Source organism: Myxococcus qinghaiensis (assembly GCF_024198215.1).
Classification (GTDB): domain Bacteria; phylum Myxococcota; class Myxococcia; order Myxococcales; family Myxococcaceae; genus Myxococcus; species Myxococcus qinghaiensis.
In genome coordinates this window covers 298296-324856 of record NZ_JAKCFA010000009.1, presented here as the reverse complement: position 1 = coordinate 324856, position 26561 = coordinate 298296, and the positions used below count along the sequence as shown (strand labels likewise).

The 26561-nt window shown below is 68.5% G+C and carries 23 protein-coding genes and 1 pseudogene; 10 read left to right on the top strand and 14 right to left on the bottom strand.

Features of this window, described 5'->3' with window-relative positions; all coding sequences use genetic code 11:
* Positions 1-114: 114 nt before the first annotated feature.
* The 5 genes from LZ199_RS19255 to LZ199_RS19235 form a co-directional block, all read right to left on the bottom strand.
* Positions 115-4320 (bottom strand): nSTAND1 domain-containing NTPase, encoded by a 4206-nt coding sequence (locus LZ199_RS19255; protein WP_253995181.1) that lies wholly within the window; start codon positions 4318-4320, stop codon positions 115-117.
* Positions 4317-6152: a sigma 54-interacting transcriptional regulator gene (locus tag LZ199_RS19250; protein WP_253995180.1), complete on the bottom strand. Its 1836-nt coding sequence runs from the start codon at positions 6150-6152 to the stop codon at positions 4317-4319. Before LZ199_RS19250 ends, LZ199_RS19255 begins: the two co-directional genes overlap by 4 nt.
* Positions 6153-6229: 77 nt before the next feature.
* Positions 6230-6916, bottom strand: coding sequence for a hypothetical protein (locus LZ199_RS19245; protein WP_253995179.1), 687 nt, complete (start codon positions 6914-6916; stop codon positions 6230-6232).
* Positions 6917-6921: 5 nt separating this feature from the next.
* Positions 6922-7413: a hypothetical protein gene (locus tag LZ199_RS19240; protein ID WP_253995178.1), complete on the bottom strand. Its 492-nt coding sequence runs from the start codon at positions 7411-7413 to the stop codon at positions 6922-6924.
* Between the two features lie 282 nt (positions 7414-7695).
* Positions 7696-9216 carry a hypothetical protein gene (locus tag LZ199_RS19235; RefSeq protein ID WP_253995177.1) on the bottom strand — a complete coding sequence of 507 codons (1521 nt, stop codon included), beginning with the start codon at positions 9214-9216 and terminating at the stop codon, positions 7696-7698.
* 161 nt (positions 9217-9377) lie between these two features.
* On the opposite strand from LZ199_RS19235, the gene LZ199_RS19230 reads away from it, so the two are divergent.
* Entirely contained in the window at positions 9378-10664 is a 1287-nt protein-coding gene (locus tag LZ199_RS19230; RefSeq protein WP_253995176.1) for an APC family permease, read from the top strand.
* Here the strand turns inward: LZ199_RS19230 and LZ199_RS19225 are convergent.
* On the bottom strand, positions 10661-12100 hold the full coding sequence (locus LZ199_RS19225; RefSeq protein WP_253995175.1) for a glutamine synthetase family protein: 1440 nt from the start codon (positions 12098-12100) through the stop codon (positions 10661-10663). The two genes, LZ199_RS19230 and LZ199_RS19225, sit on opposite strands and share 4 nt — an antisense overlap.
* Before the next feature lie 401 nt (positions 12101-12501).
* On the opposite strand from LZ199_RS19225, the gene LZ199_RS19220 reads away from it, so the two are divergent.
* Together LZ199_RS19220 and LZ199_RS19215 are read left to right on the top strand one after the other, a co-directional pair.
* A complete protein-coding gene (locus tag LZ199_RS19220) occupies positions 12502-13104 on the top strand; it encodes a hypothetical protein (protein WP_253995174.1) in 603 nt (200 codons plus the stop codon).
* Positions 13101-13907 (top strand): alpha/beta hydrolase family protein, encoded by an 807-nt coding sequence (locus tag LZ199_RS19215; RefSeq protein WP_253995173.1) that lies wholly within the window; start codon positions 13101-13103, stop codon positions 13905-13907. The genes LZ199_RS19220 and LZ199_RS19215 overlap by 4 nt, the downstream gene beginning before the upstream one ends.
* A gap of 63 nt (positions 13908-13970) precedes the next feature.
* Here LZ199_RS19215 and LZ199_RS19210 read toward each other — a convergent pair whose 3' ends face one another.
* Complete coding sequence (locus LZ199_RS19210) at positions 13971-16070, bottom strand: thaumatin family protein (RefSeq protein WP_253995172.1); 2100 nt, start codon at positions 16068-16070, stop codon at positions 13971-13973.
* Positions 16071-16321: 251 nt separating this feature from the next.
* Here LZ199_RS19210 and LZ199_RS19205 point away from each other — a divergent pair, with 251 nt between their 5' ends.
* From LZ199_RS19205 to LZ199_RS19195, 4 genes and pseudogenes are all read left to right on the top strand, one after another.
* Positions 16322-16663, top strand: a complete 342-nt coding sequence (locus LZ199_RS19205; protein ID WP_163862833.1) for an ArsR/SmtB family transcription factor — start codon at positions 16322-16324, stop codon at positions 16661-16663.
* Positions 16660-17151, top strand: a complete 492-nt coding sequence (locus LZ199_RS19200) for an SRPBCC family protein (RefSeq protein ID WP_253995171.1) — start codon at positions 16660-16662, stop codon at positions 17149-17151. The genes LZ199_RS19205 and LZ199_RS19200 overlap by 4 nt, the downstream gene beginning before the upstream one ends.
* Before the next feature lie 56 nt (positions 17152-17207).
* Positions 17208-17552 (top strand): annotated as a pseudogene (locus LZ199_RS46980) (alpha/beta fold hydrolase); the annotation flags it as partial.
* A gap of 53 nt (positions 17553-17605) precedes the next feature.
* Entirely contained in the window at positions 17606-18019 is a 414-nt protein-coding gene (locus LZ199_RS19195) for a hypothetical protein (protein WP_253995170.1), read from the top strand.
* Between the two features lie 39 nt (positions 18020-18058).
* Here the strand turns inward: LZ199_RS19195 and LZ199_RS19190 are convergent, their stop codons facing one another.
* Positions 18059-18232, bottom strand: coding sequence for an SDR family oxidoreductase (locus LZ199_RS19190; RefSeq protein WP_407667217.1), 174 nt, complete (start codon positions 18230-18232; stop codon positions 18059-18061).
* A 492-nt stretch (positions 18233-18724) separates the two neighbouring features.
* Between LZ199_RS19190 and LZ199_RS19185 the strand changes: the two genes are divergently transcribed.
* From LZ199_RS19185 to sitI6, 3 genes are all read left to right on the top strand, one after another.
* On the top strand, positions 18725-19249 hold the full coding sequence (locus LZ199_RS19185) for a hypothetical protein (RefSeq protein ID WP_253995169.1): 525 nt from the start codon (positions 18725-18727) through the stop codon (positions 19247-19249).
* Between the two features lie 406 nt (positions 19250-19655).
* A complete protein-coding gene (locus tag LZ199_RS46975; protein WP_407667219.1) occupies positions 19656-20177 on the top strand; it encodes a DUF1643 domain-containing protein in 522 nt (173 codons plus the stop codon).
* A 272-nt stretch (positions 20178-20449) separates the two neighbouring features.
* Positions 20450-21214: a SitI6 family double-CXXCG motif immunity protein gene (sitI6, locus tag LZ199_RS19180; protein ID WP_253995168.1), complete on the top strand. Its 765-nt coding sequence runs from the start codon at positions 20450-20452 to the stop codon at positions 21212-21214.
* A gap of 2 nt (positions 21215-21216) precedes the next feature.
* Here sitI6 and LZ199_RS19175 read toward each other — a convergent pair whose 3' ends face one another.
* Genes LZ199_RS19175 through LZ199_RS19150 form a run of 6 tightly spaced genes read right to left on the bottom strand, consistent with a single transcriptional unit; the run spans position 21217 to position 26556 of the window.
* Positions 21217-21954, bottom strand: coding sequence for an SDR family oxidoreductase (locus tag LZ199_RS19175; protein WP_253995167.1), 738 nt, complete (start codon positions 21952-21954; stop codon positions 21217-21219).
* Positions 21932-23329, bottom strand: coding sequence for an FAD-dependent oxidoreductase (locus LZ199_RS19170; protein WP_256569229.1), 1398 nt, complete (start codon positions 23327-23329; stop codon positions 21932-21934). The genes LZ199_RS19175 and LZ199_RS19170 overlap by 23 nt, the downstream gene beginning before the upstream one ends.
* Positions 23316-24593 (bottom strand): kynureninase, encoded by a 1278-nt coding sequence (kynU, locus tag LZ199_RS19165; protein WP_253995165.1) that lies wholly within the window; start codon positions 24591-24593, stop codon positions 23316-23318. The genes LZ199_RS19170 and kynU overlap by 14 nt, the downstream gene beginning before the upstream one ends.
* Positions 24590-25606, bottom strand: coding sequence for an amidohydrolase family protein (locus tag LZ199_RS19160; RefSeq protein WP_253995164.1), 1017 nt, complete (start codon positions 25604-25606; stop codon positions 24590-24592). The genes kynU and LZ199_RS19160 overlap by 4 nt, the downstream gene beginning before the upstream one ends.
* A complete protein-coding gene (nbaC, locus tag LZ199_RS19155; RefSeq protein WP_253995163.1) occupies positions 25603-26127 on the bottom strand; it encodes a 3-hydroxyanthranilate 3,4-dioxygenase in 525 nt (174 codons plus the stop codon). Before nbaC ends, LZ199_RS19160 begins: the two co-directional genes overlap by 4 nt.
* Positions 26128-26556, bottom strand: coding sequence for a RidA family protein (locus tag LZ199_RS19150; protein ID WP_163862819.1), 429 nt, complete (start codon positions 26554-26556; stop codon positions 26128-26130).
* Between the last annotated feature and the right edge of the window lie 5 nt (positions 26557-26561).

The following is a 26561-nucleotide window of genomic DNA, read 5'->3' as shown; positions in this document are numbered from 1 at the left end:
CCACGGACACGTCCGCACACACCTCGGGTGGAGGGTGGACGGAGCCCCGGGAAGCAGCGGAAGCCGGCGGTTCCGGCCGGCAAGAGTTGCCGGGGCCAGGCGACGGTTGCCGGCTCAGGGACGCGGAGTGGCGCAGACGCGCAGGCCGATGAGGGCCTCGCGCTGTGTGGGCTCCACGCGGTCCCGGTTGGCGGTGTGCGCGGTGAGGTCGCTCTGGTACCAGCTTCCGCCCTGCGCGGAGGGCTTGGAGGGGTCCACGCTGGAGCGGGTCCACTCCCAGACATTGCCCGCGAGGTCGTCCACGCCGAAGGGGCTGCGTGAGCGCGGGTGGCTGCCGACCTCGTCGGGCCCGAAGCCTCCGGGCTCGCGGCCGTACGTCACGTCGTGGTTGGCGTCGTCCGGGGACAGCCAGTCACCCGCCGGGTAGCGGCGTCCATCGGCTCCTCGGGCGGCGCGCTCCCACTCGTGCTCCGTGCAGATGCGGGCTCCGGGAACCTGGCCGGTGCGGTCCAGCCAGGCCACGTAGGCTTCCGAGTCCTCGAAGGAGATGGCGGACACCGGGAAGCGCAGCCAGTCCTGCTCGCGGCGGCGGTCTCGCGTGTCGTAGCGCAGCCGCTCTCCATTGAGCACGCTGTAGCTGGCGGAGGCGGGGCGCAGGTTGAAGCGCCAGCGTCCGTCGGGCTCTCGGGACAGGTCCACCACGGTGAGCCGGCGTCGAGAGCCCGGCATGCGCGCGGCGCGCTCCTCGGGCGACAGCGTCTCCAGGAAGGCGATGTACTGGCCGAACGTCACCTCGTGCCGGGCGATGAGGTAGGCGCCGGTCTCCAGCTCATGCAGGGGGGGAGAGAAGAAGAAGGCGCGGCGAAGGTATTCGCTCTCCGAGGCGCCCTGGAGGAAGCGGCCGGGGGGCACGTACACGAAGCCCTCGGGGACGGCGGAGGACTCGGGCAGGGCGAGGTCCAGGGTGAGCGACTCGCCCGGGCGCACCATGATGGGGGCTCGTAGGGGGAAGCGACCCGGAGCCTCCACCAGCAGCAGGTGCGAGCCTTCGGCCAGCTCCAGCTCACGCAGTGGCGTCTGACCGAGGTCCTGTCCAGAAACGTCCTCGTCACCAGCGGTGGCCTTCAGCAGCCGCACCCGTGCCCCAGGGGGTGACGTGACGATGGAGATGCGCGCGGGTGCCACCAGCTTCTGCTGGCGCAGTCCTGATGTGTCGTAGGCCGCGAGGCGTGCGAGCAGTTGCGCGCGCAACTGGGGCTGTCGCTGCCGGTCGGCCCGTACCGCGCGCTCGGCGAGCAGGTCCGCGAGCGGCTCGTTCACCCGAGGGCTTCCCGGGTCCAGGCCCCAGGCCGTCTCCAGCGCAGCCTGGGCTCGCAGCGAGAGGGTCTCCACCTCTTGCTCTTCCTCCTGGACGCGCGTCCACAGCGCCTCGGCGGCTTCGCGGCGCTCGGGACCCGGTGTGTCGAAGAGGGCGAGTGACTCCTGGCGCAGCCGCTGTGCCGTCGCGTCCTTCTCGAGGGCCTCGTCGCGGTGCCCTCGCGCCTCGTCCAGATGGTGGGTGATTCGGGCTTCGAGCTGCGAGCGCGACTGGACTCGAGTCACGGCCACCACGGCCAGGAGCGCGAGCGGCGCGGCGATGGCCACCGTCCAGCGCGCGGCCCGGTGACGACGCACCGTCTGCTGCGAGCGGGTGAGGAAGTCCTCTTGCCCCTTCCCCTCGGGGAGCACTCCGGTGGCGCTCGCCTCCGTGAGCTGGCGCTCCGAGTAGAGCAGCTCGGAGGGGCGGCCCAGGCGCTCCCACTCGGCGGCGGCACGAGCGAGGCGGTGCCGGATGGCGCGGCGCTGTTCATCCTGGCCGAGCCAGCCGCGCAGCGTGTCCCAGCCCGTCAGCAGGCTCTCGTGCGCGAGCGTGTAGACGCCGTCACCGCTCTCGGCCTCGCCCGCCGTGAGCAGTCGACCGCGCACCAATCCATCCAGCACCGCGCGACCGTTGTCATCCTGGGCGCCGCGCAGCAGCTCCTCGCGGGTGCGGCGCAGGCGCGTGCCCTCGGGGGTGACCAGCTCCAGCAGCAGCTCCCGCGCGCGCGGACGTTGTTCCGGGCGGAGCCGCTCCACCACCGAGTCCGCGTGACGAGCCAGCGCGCCCTCCACGCCCCCGAGCGAAACCAGCGCCTCTGTGGGGATGATGCCCCGGGCGACATCGCGGGCATCCCACAGCGCTTCCAGCGCGAACTGCAACAGCGGGAGCCCACCATCCGCGCGCGCGGCGGACGTGACGAGCGTGTCGACCAGGGCGGGGGACTCGAAGCGAACGCCCAGCGCGCGGGCGGGGCCCTCCACGGCCTCGCGCAGTCCTCGCTCGGACAGGGCGCGAACGATGTACAGCGCGCGAGGCAGCTCGTCTCCCAGCCCCGGCAACGCCACCAGTCGCGTGAGGCAGTCACTGCGCGCGGTGGCCAGCACACGGATGCGCGGAACGCGGTGCAGCGCCAGGGCCAGCTCCTCGGCGAACCGCGCGGCCTGGGCGGGCTCGGAGAAGGTGACGAGCTCCTCGAGCTGGTCGATGAACAGGAGCACCGGAGGAGCCCCCGAAGGACGGCGGCGCAAGGCCCGCGCGAGCGCGCCGGGTTCCTCGGTGGCGACTTGCGCCAGGAGCACGTCGGCGCCCACGCCGAGCACGGGAGCGAGCGCCTCCGCCAGCGCCTCCAGGGGCTGCCGTCCAGGAGTCCACGAGATGATGTTCCATGCGGGGCCGTCGTCACCGCGTCCGCCGATGACGGGCAGCACCCCGGCGCGACACAGCGACGACTTGCCGACGCCCGAGTCTCCCGCGAGCAGCACGAAGCGCTCGCCGCGCAGCCGGTCCATCACCTCGCGCAGCTCCGTCTCACGGCCGAAGAAGACGCCCCGGTGCTCGGCTTCGAAGGCGCGCAGTCCGCGATAGGGATTGCCGGAGGGCAGGGGACTCGCCTGCGTCGAGTGGGCGAGCGCCTCCAGGGCCTCGCGCAGCGCGTCTCCGGACTCGAAGCGCTGCTCGGGAGAGAGGGCGAGGCAGCGGTCCACCACGGCGGCCAGTCCGGGAGGAAGGTCCAGGTCCTGCTCCACGAGCGGGCGTGGGCGCTGCTCCAGCACGGCGCGCTTGAGCTCGGCCAGGGGCACATGCTCGTGGGGCGCGTTGCCGGTGCACAGCTCATGGAGGAGCACGCCCAGCGCGTAGATGTCGCTGGCCCGACTGGCGGACTCGCCGCGCCACAGCTCGGGCGCGAGGTAGAGCGGCGTGCCCGGCACGGTCAGCGAGAGCGTGGCGTCCCCACGGTGCGCGGGCGGCACACCGTCCCAGGGCCCACCAGGAGACGACGCGTCGCGCGGACCGGAGACGTCTCCAGGGGCCGTGTTCGGATTCGGAGCGCCGCCGCTTGCCGCGTGCGCCGAAGGCCCTGATGCCCCCGTCTGCTGTGTTGTGCTGTCCGGAGGCGCATCGGGTTGGGCATCGCGCGCGGGCCTCGTTGCGCTCGTGGGAGGCCGCGGGTGCGGCTCCGCCTCTCCTCCAGGCGGTGACAAGGGACGTGTCCGCGCCTGAGGCCTGGGCGAGGCGTCTTCACCCGGTGACATGGGGCGCGTTTGAACCTGTGCCTTCTGCGACACGGGACGCGTCTCCGCCTCTGGCCCACGCGCGGTCTCCGCGCGAGCTTCCTCCGTGCCATCTCCACGCCCCGTGTCGAGCGTCGCACGCGGTGCTTCTTGCCCCGAGTCATGAGCGTCTCGAGCACCCACCGCCGTGCTCGTCGCGTCCGTCCACATCCGCGCGCGCGGACCGTCCTCCTCCGTCCACGACTCCGCGAGCCCGAAGTCGAGCAGCTTCACCTCGCCTTCGTCGGAGAGGATGGCATTGGCGGGCTTGATATCGCGGTGCAGGACGCCGCACCGATGCGCCGCCGCGAGCCCTCGCGCCAACCCCATCCCCAACGCCAGCACCTGCCGCCCGTCCATGGGCTTGCGCAGCGTGTCCAGCGGCTCACCCCGGATGAGCTCGGACACCAGATAGGGCTGGCCGCGCACCTCGCCCACGCGGTGGATGGCCACCACGTTGGGGTGCTGGAGCCGCGCAATCGCCCGGGCCTCCTGGAAGAACCGCGCGCGCGCCACCGCGTCCGGCAGTCGCCCCGCGGGCGTCGCGATGAACTTCACCGCCACCAACCGGTCCAGCAGCGTGTCGCGCGCGAGGAAGACCTGTCCCATGGCGCCGCGCCCCAGGGGGCGGAGCACCTGGTACTCCTCGAACTCGCGGGGGGGCTCCAGCAGCCCGGATGGCGCGCTCATTCCGGCGAGGTGCCTCGGCGCGCGGCGCGAGGCTGCAAGCCCAGCTGCTTCAGCTTGAACGAGAACGTCCGGATGGGCATGCCGATGAGCGCCGCCGCGCGCGTCTGCACGCCCTCCGCCGCCTCCAGCGCCTCCTGCATCCTGCGCCGCTCCAGCTCACGAATCTCCTGCGCCAGCGGCTGCCGGGGTCGCTGCGTCGATGTCGTCGCATGCTCCGGTTCCGACACCACGGGCTCCGCCTGCGCCACCGTCCGGCCACCCGCCATGCGCGCCGGCAGGTGATGCGGCTCCACCACGTCCCCTGTCACCGCCGCCGCCACGTAGTCCATCAGGTTGCGCAGCTCGCGCACGTTGCCCGGCCACGAGTGCCGCGACAGCGCGTGCAGCGTGCCCGATGCCAGCTCCAGTCCGCCGCGCCCCAGCGCCAGACAGGCCCGCTCCAGGAAGTCGCGCGCGAGCATGGGCACCTCGCGAGGTCGCTCACGCAGCGGCGGCAGCAGCACCGTGGCCGCGCCCAGCCGGAAGTACAGGTCCTGCCGGAAGCGCCCCGCGGACACGTCCGCCTCCAGGTCCCGATGCGTGGCGGCCACCACTCGGATGTCGATGGGCCGCTCCTTCGTGTCTCCCACGCGGGTGATGCGACGCACCTCCAGCGCGCGCAGCAGCTTGGCCTGCGCGGACGCGGGCAGCTCGCCCACTTCATCCAGGAATACCGTGCCGCCCTGCGCGCTCTCCAGCAACCCCGCGCGAGACGTGGTGGCTCCGGTGAAAGCCCCGCGCTCGTGGCCGAACAGCTCGCTCTCCACCAGGCCTTCCGGGAGCGCGGCGCAGTTGACGGGGATGAACGGCCCGGACGTCCGACGAGACCAATGGTGCACCGCGAAGGCGGCGTTCTCCTTGCCCGCGCCCGTCTCCCCGCACACCAGCACTGGAAGCTCGCTGGCCGCCAGCCTGCGCAAGAGCGCGTAGAGCTGCGCCATCGCCGGGTCCGCCACCAGCACCGTGCGCTCGGCCAGCGTCACCCGGGTGATGCCCTCCGCCGCCGACGCGAAGCCCCCGGGCGCCGCCGTGCGCGCGGCCGTGCGCGCCGCGGCCACCAGCGTCTCCGCGTCACACCCATCCGAAGGACACGTGGCGGCGCCCAGCCGCGCGCGAGGACTCGCGCTCAAGAGCGCCTCCACGCGCTCCCCCAGCCCCTCCTCGCCCGGCTCTCCGGAGACCTCCGGCAACAGCCACAGCAGGTGCTCCCCGTCCAGCCAGCCCGCCGCCTCCGCGGGCCCCGCGTCCGAGCCCAGCACCGCCTCCACCGCCTCGCGCTCGGACAAGTCCTGCTCCGCCAGCGCGAGCGTCAGCACCGTGAGCGGCCGGCCATAGCGCAGCGCGCGCTCCACCTCCTCGCGCAACTGCCCCATCAGCCGCTCCGCATCGAGCGCCCTGCGCGCCGGCATGGGACGGCGCTTCGCGCGCACCACCGCCACCACCGCGCCGAAGGAGACCACGTCCCCGGACAACAGCGGCCGGGCGTCGTCGAGCGGACGCCCGTTGAGCGATGTCCCGTTCTGGCTGCCCAGGTCCACCACGCGCGCGCCCTCGTCCGTCACCAGGATGCGGGCGTGACGGCGCGACACGCTCTCGTCCTTCAGCTTCAGGTCCGCCTTGTCGTCGCGGCCCACCAGCACCACGCCCTCGGCCGGCAGCGGGAAGCGCCAGGACGACTCGCCCTCCAGCACCAGCAGATAGGCCGCGCCTGCCCCGGAGGGCTCCGAGGGAGTGCCGATGGGGCGGGTGTCGCGAGCACTGGGAGGCGGAGCGGACATCGGGCGGACGTCCATGCTGGCACGCTCGCGCCGAATCGGGCAACCCAGGGGTATCCTGGAAAAGAGCCGCCTGGGGCCCGAGCGCAGGATGCTCACTTGCGCGGAGTCAGGGGCAGGCGTTCTCCCGCCCGGGAGAGGTAGACGCGAGAGGTGCGGCGTCCTCCTTCGTTCCGGGGACGCACCACGGTCTGTCCCCGCAGGCCCTTCACGCGCGAGAGCGAGGTGAGCAGCTCCGCCTGGGCCTCTCCGTCGTCGTGCTCCACTTCCAGCGTGCACAGGTGCGTGCGGCACTCCACGCGCGCCAGCCGCGAGCCCACGAAGTCCGGCCCCTGGAAGGATTGGGTGACGAGCGACTCGGTGGGTGACGCCCACTGCGCGTCCCGAGGCTCCGTGTTCGCGGCGGCCTCCAGCTCCGCGTCCAGCTCCATCACCCGTTCCTGACGCCGTTGCTCCTGGGCGGCCCGCTGGGCCTCCTCGGTGGGCTTCGCGTCCTGGCCCTCGGCGTCCTCCTCCTGCTTTCCGGCGGCGTTCCCCACGGGGAGCACCGGCGCCGCGTGCGGGTGCTGCTCCAGGCGGCCCTGAGTGCGACGCAGGGCCTCCAGCTCCGCGCGCAGCGCGCGCACTTCCTGCTCCAGGTCCGCTGGAGGTCCGGTGCGAACCTCCGCGACAGTCGTCGTCGGCACGCCCGTCATGGGCGCGTCCCCCCTCAGACTCCACACTCCGGCGGCGGCCACGGTGGCTCCAGCCAACCCCAGGACTCCCCAGCGGACCTTGGACATGGTGGCTACTCCGCGACGTAGAAGCTGGAGAGCGCGGTCTGGTGGCCGGCATAGGGGCCCGGCAGCTCGCAGCGCAGCGCGATGTAGCCGTTCACGGACGCGAACACCGTCGCCAGGTTGAGGGAGATGCTCTTCGGGGCGGCGGTGTCGGCGCCGCTGGTGCAGCCGGAGTCGGAGGCGATGGCCGTCCCATCGGGCTCCGTCACCGTCGCGGTGCAGCACACGTTCTCGGTGAGGTGCGGATCCCGAACCGTGATGAGGAACGAGGCGTTCTCGTTGAACGTGGGGGCGACGACGTTGCGCTGCACGGGACAGACAACCTCGATGGCCTCGCCGGTCTGGTTGATGAGCCGGCCGCTGCGGAAGATGCTGGGCGTCTTGAAGCCCGACACGGACGTGCACAGCGCGCCCGCGTACGACGCGGTAGCTGCCACGGAGGGCAGCGCACCGAGCAGCGCGAGAGCAGCCACCGACTTCGTGAAGGTGTTCTTCATCATGGGGTTTTCCTTGTCCTGCGCGCCGCCCTCGAGATGTCGCGTCATGCGCAAACCCGGGTGGCGTGCTGGGACAGGGAAGAGCAACGATGATGCCAGCGCCTCGCGGCCCGCTTCCCGGGCGAGGGGGCTCGCCACTCCGGCAGGAGTTGCCGCGCGGCGCGGTTTTCGGAACGGCAACGCTTGCCGTCCCCGGCGAACCTTGCCGGGGTGGACATGACGAAGCCCCGGCCCAAGTGACGGGCGCCGGGGTTCTGGAGGCTTCGAAAGAGGAGGGCCCGTGGACTACTTCGCCGTGGAGCGCAGCGCGACCTGGCTCTGCGACTGGAGCGCCGGAGGCGAGGCGTTCAGCGCGCCCAGGTACAGCCGCCCGTGGAAGCCGTCCGGCCGCGTCTCGCCGAAGAGCTGCACGCCCGGGTTCACCTTGGAGAGCTGCAGCGCCTCGTTCGTCGGGCTGATGGCGAAGACGTTGCACTCCACGTCCTCCCAGACGCTGTAGCGGCAGGAGAACTGGGTGCCGCGCTTGAAGCCGATGTCCAGGGCGCGCACGGCGCTGGGCAGGGCGCGGAACACGCGCGCGCCCATCGGCTCGAAGTCACCGTCCCAGCCCACCTTCGCGGTGCGCGCGTGCACGCTGCCGGTGAGCACCAGCGTCCAGGCCCCGGCGCGCTTGGACTGGGAGGCGAGCAGGTTCTTCGCCATCAGCGCCTCGCGCTCGTTGCCCTGGACCTTCTCTCCGTCAATCGCGGCCAGGGCCACGTCCTTGCCGGAGGCGCGCAGGCGGCGCACCTGCTCGACGAGCCACAGCATGGCGCGGCTGCTGCGCCCGTCCTGGTACACGCGGCGCCAGAAGGCGCTCTCCGACAGCAGCTCCTGCGCGTCCTCGGACTTGCCCTCGCTGGCGAGGTAGCGCTCCAGGAGCGGCTGCTCGGAGGAGGGCACCGACAGGGCCAGCGTCACCGGCAGCCCCTGGGCGGTGGCCTCGCACAGCATCCGCAGCGCCATGGACGGCACCTCCTGGGTGCCCAGCGGGTCGGCGACGAACAGCACCTGGCCCGCGGTCAGCAGGGGGCTTGCGCCATCCACGGGCGCGCCGCACTCCGCCGCGCTGACCGCTCCCGCCTCGCCCCGCTCACCCCAGCCCTCCAGCATCACCGAGCGCATGGGCACGGGCGCGTTGCCGCCCACCAGCTCCAGCGCCGGCACCATCTCCAGGCGCTCCAGCAACTGGCGCTCGATGCCCAAGTCGCGCACGCCGTGCACCATCCGGAAGCGCTCCATGCCGGGCGCGCTCGGGAACGGGTCCGCGAGGGCGACCTGCTGGCGGAGGCCCTGGGCGTTCGTCTCCGTCCGGAAGGCCTCCAGCCGTGCATCCAGGGGGTTCGAGTTCTGCTCGGAGAGCAGGTCCTTGTTCGTCGAGCCCGCCACGCGCGGCCCCTGTTCGACGACGTTCTCCATCTCGTTGTAGCGAAGGCGGAAGACGCGGACGAGCGTCTTGCGAGGCCCCAGCCGCTCGCCCTTGACGTAGTAGCGCTCGATGGTGCGCAGGTTCTGCTGGTTCTTCCCCGGCTCGTGCGCGGAGGAGAACAGCTCCAGCCCGCCCTCCTTCTCCAGCACGTCGTAGCGCTCCGACTCCAGGATGCGCCGCGCCGTCATCATCGCGTCCTCGACGGGCACCAGGTACACCGTCTCCTCGACGGGCGTCTCGTACTCCCCAGTCTCCGGGTTGATGTTCGCCCCGAGCGGACGGGTGAGCGTGGAGCACCCCGTGAGCAGCAACCCCAGCATCAGTCCGTACCGGCGCATCTTGGCTCCCTGTCCGGGCGCGTGGAGGAGCCCGGTGCGACGCTCCCAGCCAAACGCCCGGCCACCGCCGAGTATATCGCGACCTCCCGCCCGACCCGGCGCGTCGCCAGGACAGGGGGTGGAGTTGGTGCCGGCGCCAGCCCTGTAGTGAACTGCCGACCGTGCCCCCACCCCTCGCCGCTCCTACCTCGTCGTCCCAGGAACGAACGGTCGGTCCGTTTCAGCTCCTCGCCCTGGGCGTCAACGGCATCGTCGGGGTGGGCATCTTCTTCGCGCCCGCGGAGGTGGCCGCGCACGCACCGGGCCTGGGCGCGGTGCTCGCCTTCGCGCTCACCGGGCTGTCGCTGATTCCGGTGGCGCTGGCCTTCGCGGTGCTGGGTCGCCGCTTCGACGCGGATGGCGGTCCCGTCGTCTTCGCGCGGGCGGCGTTTGGCGAGCGCGTCGCCTTCCTCGTCGGCTGGGTGGCCTACGTCAGCGCGTTCCTGAGCACGTCCGCGGTGGTGGCGGGGTTGTCGCAAGCAGTCGCGCCGTCGCTGGGGCTCGCGGGGCCGGTGGGGCAGCGCGTGCTGGCCTCCGCGCTGGTGACGGCGCTGGCGGCCATCGTCGCCTCGGGCATCCGCGTCTCCGCGCGGACGTGGACGTCGCTCACGGTGCTCAAGCTGTTGCCGCTGGCCGCGTTGCTCATCGCGTTCGCCGTGGCCACGGGAGAGGGGCCCCTGGTGGCGCCGACGACGGGGCTCTCGGATGGCGCGTGGCTGCGCGCGGGGCTCACGGTGATGTTCGCGTACCAGGGCTTTGAAATCGTGCCGGTGATTGCCGGGCAGGTGCGTTCATCGGAGCGCAGCGTGCCCATGGCCACGGTGGGCTCGCTGCTGGGCGCGGTGGGGCTGTACGTGGCGCTCGTCTGGGCGTGTGTCGCGGCGCTGCCGGAGCTGGCGACGAGCGCCGCGCCCCTGGCCGCGGCGGCGGGCGTGTGGGGCGGGACGGGGCTTGCGCGGGTGGTGACGGCGGGCACCAGCGTGTCCGCGCTGGGCATCTGCGTGGGGATGATGGTGACGACGCCGCGCTACCTGTCCGCACTCGCGTCGGGAGGCCGGTCGCTGTTGGGGCTGGAGGGCATGTCACCCCGGGGCGTGCCCCTGCGGGCGCTGGCCGTGACGTGGGGCGCGGTGCTGCTCTTCGTCAACCTGGGGAACCTGTCGGAGCTCTTCGCGCTCTCCAGCATCGCCGTGTTGATGCAGTACGGCGTCACGGCGGCGGCGCTGGCGTGGCTCTCCTTCAAGCGGCAGCGGGACTTGCGGCCGGTGCACGCGATACTGGCGGTGCCCACGCTGGGGCTCGGCCTGACGCTGGTGGCGTTTGGCGCGAGCCTGCGGGAGGCCGCCACCACCGGAGTCGCGGTGGTGGCGGGCCTGGTGCTGCTGGGGCTGTCCAGGCCGAGGGCCTAGAACTGGCTCCAGAGGTACTGGTTGGTGATTTCGTGGTGGAACTGGATTTCGGACGTCTTCACCCGGGCGCCCAGCTGCTTGGGGCAGCGCTCGGCGGAGGCCGTCTTCAGCTCCGCGAACTTGGACTGCACGTTCTCACCCAGGATGTTGGCGATGAACGAGCTGCCCTTGAAGAGGCGGATGGCGTCGAAGATGTTGTCCGGCAGGAAGCGGGTGCGGCTGCGCTTGGTCTCCGCGTCCTCCTGCGGCTGCGGGCCCTCCAGGCCGGTGCGCAAGAGCGAGTAGAGCACCAGGTACGGGTTGGCGTCCGGGGCGACGGAGCGGCACTCGACGCGCGCCGAGCGCTCGTTGCCGTACGGGATGCGCACCATGGCGCCGCGGTTGTTGGCGCTGGCCTTGATCTGATTCGGGGCCTCGTAGTGCGGGTCCAGGCGGCGGTACGCATTCACGCTGGAGTTGAGGACCAGGCAGATGTCGTTGGCGTTGGTGAGGAGCCGGTCGATGAAGTCCCAGCCCATCTGGCTCAGGTTGTCCTCGCCGGCCTTGTCGTAGAACAGGTTCTTGTTGTTCTTCGACAGCGACATGTTCATGTGCATGCCGTTGCCGTTGACGCCCGTCACCGGCTTCGGGAGGAAGCTGGCGGTGGTGTCCATCTGCGCGGCGACCTGGCGGCACAGCAGCTTGTAGAGCTGAATCTGGTCCGCGGAGATGAGCGCCTCGCTGTACGAGAAGTTCATCTCGAACTGGCTGGGAGCCACTTCCGGGTGGTCCTTCTCGTTCTGGAAGCCCATGGCGCGCTGGGCCTCGGCGGCCTTGTCGATGAAGGCGCGCAGCGGGTCACCGGGCAGCGAGTGGTAGTAGCCGCCGGTGGAGATGAAGTCGAACTTGCCCGTCTCGTGGTAGTGGCGCTCGGCGTCGCGGCCCTTGAAGAGGAAGCCTTCGACTTCGGGCGCGGCGTGGAAGACGGTGCCGTCCTTCTGGTACAGCGCCTCGGTGATGCGCTTGAGCTGGCCGCGCATGTCCGCGTGGTACGGGCTGCCGTCGCGCTCCAGCACTTCGCTGAACACCAGCACCTTGCCGGGGCCGAAGATGTCGGAGGGCAGCCAGTAGAAGGAGCCCCAGTCGATGTTCAGCCGCAGGTCGCTCTCCGACTGCTGGGAGAAGCCGCGGATGGAGGAGCCGTCGAAGGTGAGGTTGTCGGCGCTCTTGAGCAGGAACTTCTTGTCGTAGTCCAGCATGTGCAGCCGACCCTCGAGGTCGGTGAAGCACACGGTGACGGCCTTCAGGTTGCGCTCGTCGGTGAGGTACTTGATGCGCTCCTCACGGACCTTGTCCGCGGCCACGTGCTGGACGCGCTGCTCCTTCACCTTGAGGTTGCGCTCCTCCAGCTCGTCGTAGGGAATCTCCAGGAACGTCCGCAGCCCCTTCGTCTCCATGTTTCCGTGCCTCCAGGCCGGTGACCGCCGTCAAAAACGGCGGCAGCGAATCCGTGGGCGCAGGTATTTACATTTGGAGACGGGAAATCAAGCCTAAATTCGTGAGAATGAAGCCTAAATCCTTGGTCTAAAAACGTTTAAAGCCCGCTTGGCAACACTTCGGAGGGGCTCGGGGAGGGTGGGAGTGGCGTCCGGAGGACACTCGGACGCCCCAGGAGGTTGCCTGCCTGGGAGGGCCGTGGATGGGGGTGGAGCGAGGTACAGTCGGCGGCCTTCGGGGACAGGTGGAGGTGGAGGGGCGGGATGTTGGGTCCAAATGACATCAAGGAGCAGCTCAGCTTCGCGTACGTGCATGCCGTCGCGGCCCGGGCTGGCTGCTCGGTAGGCGAGGATCTCCGCCCATGAGTGGCGAGCCGCTGTTTCGGCTGGGAACCCGAGTCGACTTCCTGGACGTGAGGGCCTACCTGGAGGCGCGTGGCTGGAGTCGCGTGCCCTCGCGTCGCCCCTATGCCGCCATCTACCGGAGAGACCGCGAGCCTCTCGTGGAGGTGCAGGTCCCGCTGGACCGTGACCTCGCCGACTATGGTGACGCGATGGTCGCCATCGCGCGGCGCGTCTCGGAGTGGGAAGGGCGGTCTGTCGAGTCCATCCTGCACGACCTGCTGCAAGCTCGGAGGGATTTGCCGCGCTTCGGGCTCGAACGTGACACCACGCGTGAGATGCAGCCCGCGCAGTTCGTGGGACAGGTCAGCGAGCTGATGGGCGCACCGGGGGAGCAGGGCGCGGTCGAAGGGCCCGTGGTCCTCCAGGTGCAGGTGGAGGACGAACTGCTCAAGGCGCGCGTCATGCTAGGCGCGGTGGAGTACCGACAGGCCGCTGCCGCGCATCTGGAGCAACGCTACGTGACGGTGCGCGGGGTTCTCCGACGAGGACCGCGCATCCATTGGATTGAGGCCGCATCGGGCTTCGGAATCGTCGGTGGCCCATCAGGAGGGGTGGCATGAGCTCGCAGTGGATTCTCGAGGAGGCGCCCGCCGCGCCGGATGCACGCATCGCGTATGCCCCGGGGCCGCATCACTTCGGGGAGCTGCGGCTTCCACCGGGCAGGGGGCCCCACCCCGTCGTCGTCGCCATCCACGGGGGCTTCTGGCGCGCGAAGTATGACCTGGCCCACCTGGGCCACCTGTGCGCCGCGCTCACCGCGAGCGGCTTCGCCACCTGGAACCTGGAGTTCCGACGCATCGGCCACGAGGGCGGCGGCTACCCCGGCACGCTGGAGGACGTCGCGCTCGGCGCGGACTTCCTGCGCACCCTCGCGGACTCCCACCCGCTGGACCTCTCCCGAGTCGTCTTCCTGGGACACTCGGCGGGCGGCCACCTCGCGCTGTGGCTCGGGGCCCGTCACCGGCTGCCGCCCGGTGTCTCCCTGCGCGGCGAAGACCCGCTGCGCCCGCGCGGCATCGTCTCGCTCGCGGGCGTGGCCGACGTGACGCGCGCCTACGAGCTGGGCCTGAGCGAAAACGCCGCGGAGGCGCTCCTCGGCGGCTCTCCGCTGGAGGTGCCTCTGCGCTACCAACGCTCCTCTCCCGCCGCGCTCCAGCCCCTGGGTGTCCCCCAGGTCATCCTCCATGGCTCCGAGGACGACACCGTCCCCGTGGCGATGAGCGCGGACTTCTGTGCCCGGGGCCGCGCGCACGGAGACGACGTGCGCTGTGTCGTGCTGCCAGGAGCGGGCCACTTCGAAGTCGTGGACCCGCGCTCGCGCGAGTGGCCCCAGGTCGTGGACGCCGTGCGCTCGCTGCTCTGAGCGCAATCCCACTTGAGGCCGAGCACGCCCTGGCGTCATGGGGAGCGTGCCCGGCCTCGTGGGCTAGTTCACGTCACCGAAGACGATGCCGTAGCCCACCGAGTTGGGAGTCCCGCCGTCCGGGCCCCCGGTGCCTGGAGTCATGCACGTGAAGGTGCTCGTCGCGTCGTCATAGGCATACGTGTACGCGGTCGGGCACGCCTTCTTGAGGAACGCGAGCCACGGCTGGACGTTCTGCGCCCACCCGGTGTTGTTGTTGATGCACTGCCCTTGGTTCTGCTGGGCCGGGTTGTTGCCCGCCTCCAGCGTGGTGGGCCAGAAGCTCCCCGCGGGGTTGCCGGGGAACGTCGCGCAGCCGCAGCAGGCGGGGGTGTTTCCCGCGCTCGAGTTGTAGCAGGACTGGCCGAAGTTCCCCGCGCACTGGAAGAGGTTGTTCAGCGTGTCCGTCACCGTGCCCGCGCTCATCACCTGCGAGCAGTTCAGCGGGCCATAGCTGAACGGAGGCATCGCCGCGCAGAGGTCCTCGTAGGACCACCAGCCGATGGACTGGCCACACGTCTGGATGAGCGGCGTCATCGTGTTGACGCCGGGCAGGAAGGCCGTGCCGCACGTCGGCGTGCCTCCGTCAGCCAGGCCCGCGCAGTCACTGTTCGACGCACAGGTGCTGCAATAGCCGGCGCCGGGGTTGTTGGGGTCGCTGCACACGGCGTTGCCCGCGCAGTACGGCTCGGTGAGGGCGCACTTCGTCAGCGTGGGCTGGCACACGCCGCCGATGCAGGTGGTGTTCGCTCCGCAGTCGGTGTTCGAGCCGCACGTCGGCAGGACGATGGCGCGCAGCAGGGTGGAGTAGTCAGCCGGGAGCCCCGCCGTCGTGTCCGGGGTGAACTGCCACGAGCACGCCTCCAGCGTCCCCGCGTCGGGAACGCTCTGGGCGCTGCGTGAGCCCGCCGTTCCGCAGGTGTAGGGCGACGGCTGGGACGTCGGCGCGAAGCCGCCGTCATTGGTGGGCCCCATCTGGATGCTGACGTTCGCTCCGTTGATGACGGTGACGTCGTAGAAGTCGGAGGCATTGGGCTGGAGGGTGAACTCCGCCGCGGCGAAGGGGTTGGTGCCGCCCTTGCCCAGGGGACAGGGCATGCCGGGTCCGTTGCCGCAGTCCGCGCTCTGGCACTTCGTTCCGTCGGCCTGGCACCCCGTGCGTCCGAAGATGCCGCCGCTCCAGCCGACGACGGGACGGCACAGGCACGCGGTGGAGCCCGCGTCCTGGGGACATGCCGTGGGAGGGTTTGCGATGTCGGGGCCGCTGGCCAGCAGGCAGCGGTTGCTCTGGCATTGCGAGTCCTGGGTGCAGGCCGTGAGCTGGGGTTGGAGATTGGCATACGCGGGCGGAAGCGAGGACGGCATGCACAGCGTGTCCGTCTCCTGGGGCGTCAGCTCCAGCGCGTCCAGGGGGACGCCGCCGTCCGTGCGCGGGTACTGGCACAGGCCCAGCTCCACGTCGCACGTCTGTCCCTTCGGGCACGTGGTGTTGCCCGAGCCGCAGGCCTGGTTCTCGCCGGGGACGACCTGCTGGAAGTAGCAGGTGCCGCCGTTGGCGAGGCTGCACTCCTGCACGGTGTTGGCGCACGTCGTCCCCGTGGGGCACGCGCCCTGGCCACCCGTCGCGCACTTGCACAGGCCGGTGGTGGAGTCGCAGCCCTCTGCGCCGCAGCCCGAGCAGGTCGCCACCTGCCTGGCGCCCGTACACTGCATGGAGGGGAGGGTGACAGTGACGATGGGCGCGCCGCCGTTGCACGTGGTGCCGGGCGCCACCATGCACTGGCCGGTGTTGGTGTCACACAGGTTGCCGGCGTTGCAGTCGGCGCTGTTGGTACAGCCCGGGTTGTTGCACTGCTGATTCGGACCACAGTCCGTGTCGGTGGTGCAGGTGAAGGGCGGAGGCGCGGCGCCCGCCGTCTGCCCGAGCCACACCGTCTGGCTCGCCTGGTTCGTCAGGGTGAAGGGGCGGAATCCCGGAGGGCATGTCGCAGGTGGTGGCGTGGAGGCCACGTCGGGTCGGGGCTCCGGGCCCGACGTTTCGCGGTCCTTGCTCACCGCGAGCACCACCACGAGCGCGGCCAGGCCGAGCGACACCACGGGGACAACCAAGCGACGCGAGACCATGACGGGGGACTCCAGGGCGGGTTCTGTCGAGGACCGTACTTTGCGTGAAGGCACCCACCAAGGAGTCGGGGCATCGGATGCTCGGGTGTCCCGAGACGTACCCACCTGGGGGTGCTCCCTCACGTCGCGCGAAGTGGCTGGGAGGTCCCTCGGCATGTGGACACATGGAGCAGCGGGCCCGGTGCCGTCGTACGCACGTTCCGTCGCGGAGCACTTGCGTATGACTGCGTCCTTGATTATCACTGAACCATATGGTTCAGTTTGATTCGCGGCTCGATTTGGCCTTCGGAGCGTTGGCGGATGCCACGCGTCGGGGCGTGCTGGAGCGGCTGGGACGTGGCGAGGCGTCCATCAGCGAACTGGCTGGGTCCTTCGACATGACCCTGACGGGCATGAAGAAGCACGTGCACGTGCTGGAAGAGGCGGGGCTGGTCTCCACCGAGAAGGTGGGGCGGGTGAGGACCTGCAAGTTGGGGCCGCGGCGCCTGGAGGAAGAGGCGGCGTGGATCGCCGGCTATCGGCGGATGTTGGACGCCCGGCTGGACAGCCTGGGCGAGTTCCTCGCGCGAACGAAGGATGAGGAGGAGTCATGAGCAAGTCTTCGCAGCAGACGTCCAGGGATGCCGTTGTCACGCAGCCGTCCGACCGGGAGATTCGCGCCGAGCGCATCTTCAATGCCTCGCGAGAGCGGGTCTGGCGGGCGATGACGGACCCGAAGCAGGTGGCGCAGTGGTGGGGTCGTGGCAACAAGCTCGTCGTCGAGAAATTGGAGGTCGAGCGCGGCGGACACTGGCGCTTCGTCGAGCACGCCGAGGATGGCGCGCACGGCTTCGAGGGGAGGTTCCGCGAAGTGACGCCGCCCGAGCGACTGGTGCAGACCTTCGAGTGGGACGGGATGCCGGGCTACACCATCCTCAACACGACGACGCTCGAGGACCTGGGTGACGGTCGCACGAAGCTGGTGGCGACGTCGCTCTTCTACACGACGGAGGAGCGCGACGGCATGGCGTCCTCGGGCATGGAAGGGGGCCTCAACGAGAGCTACCGCGCGCTGGATGCGCTGCTGGCTCGGGAGGCGTAGGCGCCTTCACGCGGCTCGAAGGGCTCATTCCTTGGCGCGGCCATGGGGCTCAGGGAATGAGCCCATCACCAGCATCTCCGGCGCTCACGCGAGGCGTGGGGCGGGGGCTCGAGTACGCGAGGTATAGACGCGCGCGTGGACGCCCGGTCGTGTTGCATCACGGGTTGATGGATTCCGTTGAGCTGGAGCCTTCCTGGGCCGTCATGGCGGAGCGGGAAGGCTTCGAGATTCTCACGGTGGCCTGTCCTGGTTACGGGCAATCGGTTCCTGTCGACATGCGAAGCATTGGCGAGTGGCCGGCGCTCGTCGTGCCGCTGCTCGATGACTTGGGTTGGACACGCGTGGACAGTGTCGGCATCTCCGCGGGGGCGCCGTATGCGCTGGTCTTGGCCGCCGCGTACCCAGAGCGGGTGGCGCATGTCGGTGTGCTGAGCGGGTTCCTCGCGTGTGAGACGTGGACATTCTGGCGCTGTACTCGGACTTCGCGCGGGAGGCCTATGCGCGCTATCGCGAGGGCACGCTGGAGGATATTGCCCAGGAGTTCCGTACCTCGTTCGAACAGGCGCTCACCCGAGTGCCTGAAGGACATCCCTGGCACGCGAGTGTTGTGGCCACGCTCGCGCACGGAGGAGTAGGGCCCGGGAGGGAAGCTCGCCTCCAGATTCAGCCGTGGGGCTTCTCCTTTGCGGGCATCCGTGTGCCCGTGGGCGCATGGCACGCGCGGGAGGATGACATGGTGCCCTTCGATGCCGCCGAGGCCAGCCTACGCAAGCTGAGCACGGCGACGCTCCACATCCAGCAGGAGCCTCAACACATGCCCAGTGACGAGGCGGGGCAGGCGCTGTTCCGGTTCCTCGATGGAGGGTGATACGCGGAGTCCGGCAGGGAACTCCGCGCCGCCGTGACGTTAGAACCCGCGCTGCGCGCCGCCGTCGGCGACGACGACGGACTGGCCGGTGATGTACGAGGCCTGCTCGGAAGACAGGAACGCCACCAGCGAGGCCAGCTTTTCGGGACGCCCGTGCCGCCGCGCGGGAATCTGCGGCGCCACTTTCTCGTCCGTTAGGCCCAACTGTGTCATCCGCTCCGCAGACTCAGGGTGTCCGTCATCTTGTATCCATGGTCAGCAGCGAGAGCCGGCCCAAGCATCACCAGTCCGATGAAGATCGCAGGCGTGGCCAATCGACCTGCTGGAATGAGTGGGATCTCTGAGGCAAATAGTTTTCAATTGCTGGCCTGGAGAATGATTCCCGCCATGTGCAAGTTGTGTTGGATTGAGGTCGTGTTGCGGGAAATTCATCGCGCCTAAACAAGGTCAAGAAATAGCGGCGGAAGGGTGGTTCGCCAACGACGAATTGAGCGCAGGAGGGTATTCCGGAGGATGGGTAGAATATCACCCTCTCGTCCGCAAGAGGTAGCTTTGCTATAGATGTTGCCTCTGGGGTGGATTGTGGGTGAGTTGATTTTGGTGAAGAGCGGGATGACTCTTGGCAGGAATTCCTCTCAGAGGGGAATCGAAGCCCCGGGGTATCATTGCGATGGCGGTTGAAATCTAAGAATAAGGATGGACTGCATGTCTCATGTGGAGCGCGCACTTTTTGTTGTCGGCGAGCAGGGCGAAGGTAAGAGCACACAGCTTCGAAGTGTTTTTAGGGACGTCAGACTCGGTACTTGGGGAGAGATCCCCACAGAGGCAAAGCTCAAGCGGATATATTCTCTTGGTAACGAGCGAAGGCTCTACTTGCGCCTGACATCTCCTCATGAGCGAGGGGAAACAAAGACTGCCTTTCATAATAAGTTCAAGCGAGTCTTGAAGCTGGGTTATCGGTGGAATTTCATCTGCCCGATACAGCCAAATGCCTACCTTAAGATGCCTGATGCGGTAGATACCATTCTAGGTTTTTTCGACCAGTTCAGTCCTGAGCGTACGAGAGCAGTGTTTTTGTCCCCAAATAGGAAAGGCGAGTCGAAGGATCCTGACAAACTCAAGGCCATGTTCAGTTTGCTCTGGAGGAAGAAAATCGAGTGCCTCTGTGTTGATGCGCGCACTCCAGACGCAAACGGGAAGCTTCTGGCCGACTTCTTTGATTTCACGTGATGCTGGCCGATTCTTTCCAGGAGCGAGGTGTGGTTCCACAGCGGCATCCTCGGAGACGATGCATGGCAGTCAAGTCACACTAATCAAGTGGAATTAATTGGCCGGTTGAGCGATGTCACCAACTTAGCCTGCGCGCCCGAGCGTGGTGCTCGGCGCTGGAATCGCGACACGATCAACTTGACTAGCCCAGGTCCTTTTCGTCTCGGTTGCCCTCAGTGCCTCACCTCGGCACTGGGAGATGCAGCGCATCAGTTGAATTGTCCTACCTGGAATTTGTCCCGCTGCTCGTTGCTGAGTCTTCCGGGAAAGGGGATTGATGTGAATTCACGAAGAGTTAATCGTCCGGCAGGGTGCTTTCAGGTTCCGAATAGACTGCCTCAGTTGAGGCCTTCGAGAAGTGTGATGCCTGCTGGGGGGGCGGTTTAGATATAGGCTTAGATTTCAAGTAAACCCCCAAGGAAGGAAAGGAAGAATCGGCATCATCGGGCTGAATCCATCCTTTGCTACCAAGTCCTTTTCCGATCAGACGGTCGACTTCTTTGGTGCCGCCATCGCCTATCGACTGGGCTACGAGGAGTTGGAGATTTTGAATATATTTCCGACGCGCTCATCGAGGCCGAAGGCTTGGGTTGCTGGGTCTGGTGGTTTGCTCGTGAATGACAAATGTATTGCTGAGGCGGTAGGGGAGTTGGACCTGCTGGTGGTGGCGTGGGGAAGTTTGCCCCGTGCATTCACGGGAGGGGCGCGTGAGGCGTTCAGGGGGCGGGTTGACTCAATAAGGAGTCTCCTGCGTGAACGTGCTGAGCACTTGATTGAGATGGACATGGTTCGGGCGGTGGGTGTGAATGCCGATGGGAATCCTCGCCATTTGAGTATGGCTAATGTTTTGCCAGGAGAGATCGACGATCTGGATGTCTATCCTCTCTAGCGTAGCTTCTCTGCCTAACGTGAGGATGCCGACTGCGGAAGGGCATGATGAGCAGCTTAGGATGAGAAAGCCGGAGTGGACGTCGTCCATGTGCCCATTGCGGCCGCGTAACCGACGAGGCTGATTTTTCCCGTGTCGCCCAGGGAAGCGAAGCGGAGGCACTTCGAGCACGCGGGCTACATACTCCAGAAATATCGCCTTGTCGGGATGCCCATGTCCTACTGGCAGCAGCTCAGCAAGTTGGAGCAGGTACTGCAGGGAGTGAGTCGCTGATGCGTTACTACACGCTCAGGAGCGTCATCGACCGGGAGGCGAATCGCCGGCAGTGGACAATCAGCGCCAGGCGAAAGTGGGGGCTCCCGGGGGCGGCCTGCGGCAAGTGCTTCGCGGAGTGGGCGACCATTTCCCTCAACTATCCGAGCGTGGACCTGTCCACGCTGCCCGAGCAACGCGAGTTCGTGAAGGCTCGGCAGGAGCCCTGGTCGGAATACATCCGGCTCCGCGACCTCGTGCTTTCATTCGTGCCAGATGAGGCGCTCGTAAGACCTGGTGCTGGAATGGGTCCTCTGGTCGGACAGGTGAGGGGACAGCCCCCTCCGATTGCGATGGATGCGCCGTGGAACCTCTTCGTCCAGCCAGCGGCGGTTGAGGCTCTGTCGGCGGCGCGGCTTCGTGGAATCAAGCCCGTATCGACCGCATTGAAGATGGCCCCTGGTGTCTCCCCATTGCTTGAGCTGGAGTTGCTCGTCGCGGGTGACTACGCAGCGGAATGTCGCCCCATGTCAGTCGGAGAACCTTGCCCGGTGTGTGGCTCCCAGGAGATGACGCTGGCGCCCACTCGTTGGTGGCTCGACGCGGCGACTCTGCCTGATGCCGACGTGTTCCGCTTCCGCCCGGGCCCAAGCCACATCATCGCGAGCGAGCGGTTCGTCGCCGTGCTCCAGGAACTGGGCGACACCGGGATTCAGGTAACGGAGCTTTCAGCGCCGAATTCGGGTGAGACGCGGAGCCCGTCAGGGAACTCCGCGCCTCCGTGACGTCAGAACCCGCGCTGCGCGCCGCCGTCGACGACGATGGACTGGCCGGTGATGTACGAGGCCTGCTCGGAAGACAGGAACGCCACCAACGAAGCCAGCTCCTCGGGACGCCCGAGTCGCCGCGCGGGAATCTGCGGCGCCACCTTCTCATCCGTGAGGCCCAGCTGCGTCATCCGCTCCGTGGCGTGGAAGCCCGGCAGCACCGCGTTCAGCGTGACGCCGTGCTGCGCCACTTCATTGCTCACCGTCTTCACCAACCCGAGCAACCCCGCGCGCAGGCCGTTGGAGATGGTGAGATTGGGCATCGCCTCGCGCGCGGCCAGCGACGTCACCAGGATGATGCGGCCCCACTGGCGCTCCTTCATCCCAGGCAGCGACGCCTGGATTCCATCCACCGCCGCCATCCACAGACTCTGGAAGCCGAGCTGCCACTGCTCCGCCGTCAGTGACTCGAAGCCTCCCGCCGGAGGTCCGCCCGTGTTCACCACGAGCACGTCCACGCCGCCCAGCTTCGAGACCACCTCATCCACCAGTCGCTTCGCCGCGCCCGGTTGGGTCAAGTCACACGGCACCGCGAGCGCCGCGCCCAGCTCCTTCGCCGCGCGCTCCAGCTTGTCTCCACCGCGCGAGCAGATGGCCACCGTGGCGCCTTCCTTCACCAGCGCCTGCGCCGTCGCGTAGCCCAGCCCCGCCGATGCGCCCATGACGAGCGCGCGCCTACCCTTGAGTCCGAAATCCATCCGCGTGCTCCTTCATGAATGGCACCAGCCGCTCCTGGATGAGCTGCTTCGCCCGCCCCAGGTCCACGTCCTCGGCGCGCGTCAGCCCCTCGGACAACTCGGAGACGATGCCACCGGCAATCGCCCCCACTTCATAGGCCAGCCGGTACGGCACCCGGCTGAAGCTCACCATCGAGTAGCGACTGACGAACTCACCCGGGAAGGCATTGAGCAGCGTCTTCTCCACCGCCTTCTCCAGCAGGAAGCGCGGGCTGCCCGTGCTGTCGCGCATCTCCACGAAGTTCTCCACCGCCATGTCGGCGATGGCATCCGCGTTCGTCTTGCGCAGCCGCTCCAGCGTCCCGAAGACCTCCGCCCACGTGCCGTGCTGCTCCAGCAACCCATCCAGCACCGTGCAGTCCTCGAAGCCGCAGTTCATCCCCTGCCCGAAGAACGGCACGATGGCGTGCGCCGCGTCACCCAGCACCAGCGCCTTGTCACCCACGCGCCAGGGCGCGCACTTCACCGTCACCATGCTGCCCGTGGGCCGCGCGAAGAACGCCTCCGTCAAATCCGGGATGAGCGCCTTCGCGTCGGGGAACTGCTCCTCGAAGAACGCCTCCAGCCGCGCGGGCGTGTCCAACGACTCGAAGCTCACCGGCCCCTTCCACGGCAGGAACAGCGTGCACGTGAAGCTGCCGTCTTCATTGGGCAGCCCAATCAACATGTACGTGCCGCGCGGCCAGATGTGCAGCGCGTGCTTCTCCATCTGGAACGCGCCACCCGGGCCCGCCGGAATCGTCAGCTCCTTGTAGCCGTGCCCGAGCTGTTCCTGCGTCGCCTCGAAGCCCGGCACCTGCTCCATCGCCTGCCGCACCGCGGAACCGGAGCCGTCCGTGCCGAACAACACACGGCCCTCCTCCTGGCGCTCCTGCCCCGTGGCCTCGTCCAGCACCGTGAGCGAGCCCTTCGCGAGGTCCGCCTGCGTCACCCGCTGCTTGAAGCGGATGTTGACGCGGCCCGTGGCCTCCGCCGCCGACATCAGGAACTTGTTCAGCCACGCCCGCGACAGCGAGTTGATGTGCTGCGAGTCGTCCTTGCCGTACGGCTGATACGCCAGCGCCCCCTTCGGCGGGTGAATCATCCGCCCGCGCATGGGAATGGCGTGCTTCAGCGCCTCCTCCTCCAACCCCACCTGCCTCAGCGCGTACAGCCCGCGCGTGGAGATGGCGAGGTTGATGGAGCGGCCCGCGTCGATGACCTCGCGACGCATGTCCGGGCGGCGCTCCAGCACCTCCACGGAGTAGCCCCGGCGCGCCAGGAACACGGAGAGCAGCGAGCCGACCAGGCCCGCGCCCACCACGGTGACGGCTTCGTTCCGCTCACCCACGGGCATGGACCTCCAGCGTCTTCACGAAGCGGTAGACATCCGTGAAGTTGCAGTACAGCGGCGCGGGCGCCGCGCGGATGATGTCCGGCTTGCGGAAGTCGCAGACGATGCCCGCGTCCGCCAGGCGCTTGAGCATCCCCTGCGCCTCGCCCTTGAACCGCAACGAGAGCTGCGCGCCGCGCTGCTTCGGGTCCCTCGGCGTGGTGATTCTCACGAAGGCGGACGGCAGCTTGTCCAACAGGAACTCCAGATACCCCGTGAGCCGCTCGCTCTTCGCGCGCAGCGCCTCCATGCCTGCCTTGTCGAACAGCTCGAACGACGCGCGCAGCGCCGCGAGCTGGAGGATGGGCGGGTTGGACAGCTGCCACCCCTCCGCGCCCGGAATCGGGTCGAAGTCGGGCCCCATCTGGAAGCGCGTCGTCTTGTCGTGCCCCCACCAGCCCTCGAAGCGAGGGATGTCCCGCGAGCGCGAGTGCCGCTCATGGACGAACACCCCGCCCAGGCTCCCCGGGCCGCCGTTGAGGTACTTGTACGAGCACCACACCGCGAAGTCCGGCCCGTCGTCGTGCAGCGACAGCTTCAAGTTGCCCGCGCCGTGCGCCAGGTCGAACCCGACGAGGCACCCCTTCGAGTGCGCCGTGCGCGTAATCGCCGCGATGTCGAACGCCTGGCCCGTGAGGTAGTTCACGCTGCCGAGCAACACGAGCGCCACCTCGTGCCCATGCTGGTCCAGCGTGGCCAGGATGTCCTCGGTGCGCAGCGTCTCCTCACCAGGGCGCGGCTTCAGCTCCAGCACCGCCTCGCGCGGGTCATACCCGTGGAAGCGCGCCTGCGACGCCACCGCGTACTGGTCCGACGGAAACGCGCCACCCTCCACCAGGATTTTGAACCGCCCGCGCGTGGGCCGGTAGAACGACACCATCATCAGGTGCAGGTTCACCGTGAGGGTGTTCATCACCACCACTTCCTGCGGCTTCGCGCCCACGAGCCGCGCGGCCTGCTCGGTGACGAGTTCGTGGTAGTGCAGCCACGGGTGTCGCCCCTGGTGGTGCCCCTCCACGCCCAGCTTCGCCCAATCCTCCAGCTCCTCCTGCACGTAGCGCGCGGCGTTGCGCGGCTGGAGCCCCAGCGAGTTGCCCGCCAGGTACACCACCGGCTTGCCGTCAGGGCCGGAAGGGAAGAGGAACGCGTCACGGAAGGTGCGCAGCGCATCCTCCGCGTCGGCGCGGCGCGCGAAGTCCTCGGAGTCTTCGTAGGGAAGCGTCGTCATGGTGCGAAGTCCTCGCGGGAGCGCCCCAGCCATGCCAGGGCGTTCTTCCAGAGCAGTTGCTCGCGCGCGTCGGGCGCCAGCTCGCTCAGCGATTCGATGAGAGTGCCCGGGCGCAGCTCGCCCAGGGGGAACGGATAGTCACTGCCCAGCGCCACCTTGTCCGCGCCGAACAGCTTGACGATGAAGCGCAGCGTGTCCGCGTCATGCACCAGCGAGTCCACCCAGAAGCGTCCCAGGTACTCGCGCGGCGGCACCTTGTTGTCCACCGCCACCAGGTCCGGACGCGCCTCGAAGCCGTGCTCGATTCGCCCCAGCGTCCCGGGGAACGAGCCGCCGCCGTGCGCGAAGGCGAAGCGCAGCCTGGGCAGCCGCTCCAGCACGCCGCCGAAGATGAGCGAGCACATGGCCAGCGACACCTCCGCGGGCATGCCCACCAGCCACGGCAGCCAGTACTTCTGCATCTTCGCCTCGCCCATCATGTCCCACGGGTGGACGAAGATGGACGCGCCCAGCTCGCTCGCCGCCTCGAAGAAGGGGAACAGCTTCTCGTCGGAGAGGTTCCAGTCGTTGACGTGGCTGCCAATCTGCACGCCCGCCAGCCCCAGGTCCTTCACGCACCGCTCCAGCTCGCGAATCGCCCGCTCCGGCGACTGCAGCGGCACCGTGCCCAGGCCCACGAAGCGCTTGGGGTGCTCACGCACGACGGAGGCGACGTGGTCATTCAGGAAGCGCGACAGGTCCAGCCCGTGCTCCGGCTGCGTCCAGTAGCTGAACATCACCGGCACGGTGGAAATCACCTGCACGTGGACACCCGCCGAGTCGCACTCCTCGATGCGCTTCACCGGGTCCCAGCAGTTGCTCTCCACCTCGCGGAAGAACTTCCCGTCGTCGCGCAGCATCCGCGCGCGGCACGGCTGGTGGTGGTCCAGCGTGATGAAGCCGCCATAGCCATAGCGCTCCGCGAAGCGCGGCAGCTTCTCCGGCAACAGGTGCGTGTGGATGTCGACCTTCAACGCTTCGGCCCTTCCTTGGTGACCTTCGTCCCGCACTTCTTGCAGGTGCAGTTGTCGGGGTTGCCGTAGAAGTGCTCGAAGATGGGCGGCAGCTGCGTCACCAGATTGGTGACGTGCACGAACTCCTCATAGAGCTTCTCGCCACACGAGGGGCACAGCCACATGAAGCCGTCCAGCTCTCCGGCCAGGCGGCGGCGCTCCAGCACCAGGCCCACCGTGCCGGCGGGACGCTGCGGCGAGTGCGGCACCTTGGGCGGCAACAGGAAGATGTCGCCCTCGGAGATGGGGATGTCCACGGGCTTGCCGTCGTCGAGCACGCGCAGGTTGATGGTGCCCTCCAACTGGTAGAAGAACTCCTCGCCCTCGTTGATGTGGAAGTCCGTGCGGGAGTTGGGGCCGCCGACCACGGTGACCATGAACTCGCGGTCTGCCCACACCTGCTGGTTGCCGACGGGCGGCTTGAGCAGGTGGCGGTGCTCATCAATCCACTTCTTGAAGTTGATGGGGGTCAGGCGGCCCATTCAGTCGTCTCCGATGGTGGCGATGCACTTGAGCTCGATGGCAATGGGCGTGGGCAGCCGATTGATTTCGAGCGTCGTCCTGCACGGCGGGTTGTCCTTGAAGTACTCCGCCCACAGCCGGTTGTACGTGGGGAAGTCCTTCTTCATGTCCGTCAGGTACACCGTGACGTCCACCAGCTTGTCCCAGGACGAGCCCGCGTCCTCCAGGATGTAGCGGACGTTGCGGAACACCGAGTGGCACTGCGCCTCGATGTCGTACGAGGTGATGTTGCCCTCGGCATCCAGCTCCACGCCGGGAATCTTCTTCGTCCCGCGCTCGCGCGGACCCACGCCCGACAGGAACAACAAGTTGCCCACGCGCCGTGCGTGGGGATACAGGCCCACCGGCTCCGGGGCCTTCTGGGAATCGACTCGCTCACTGGTGCTCACGTCGT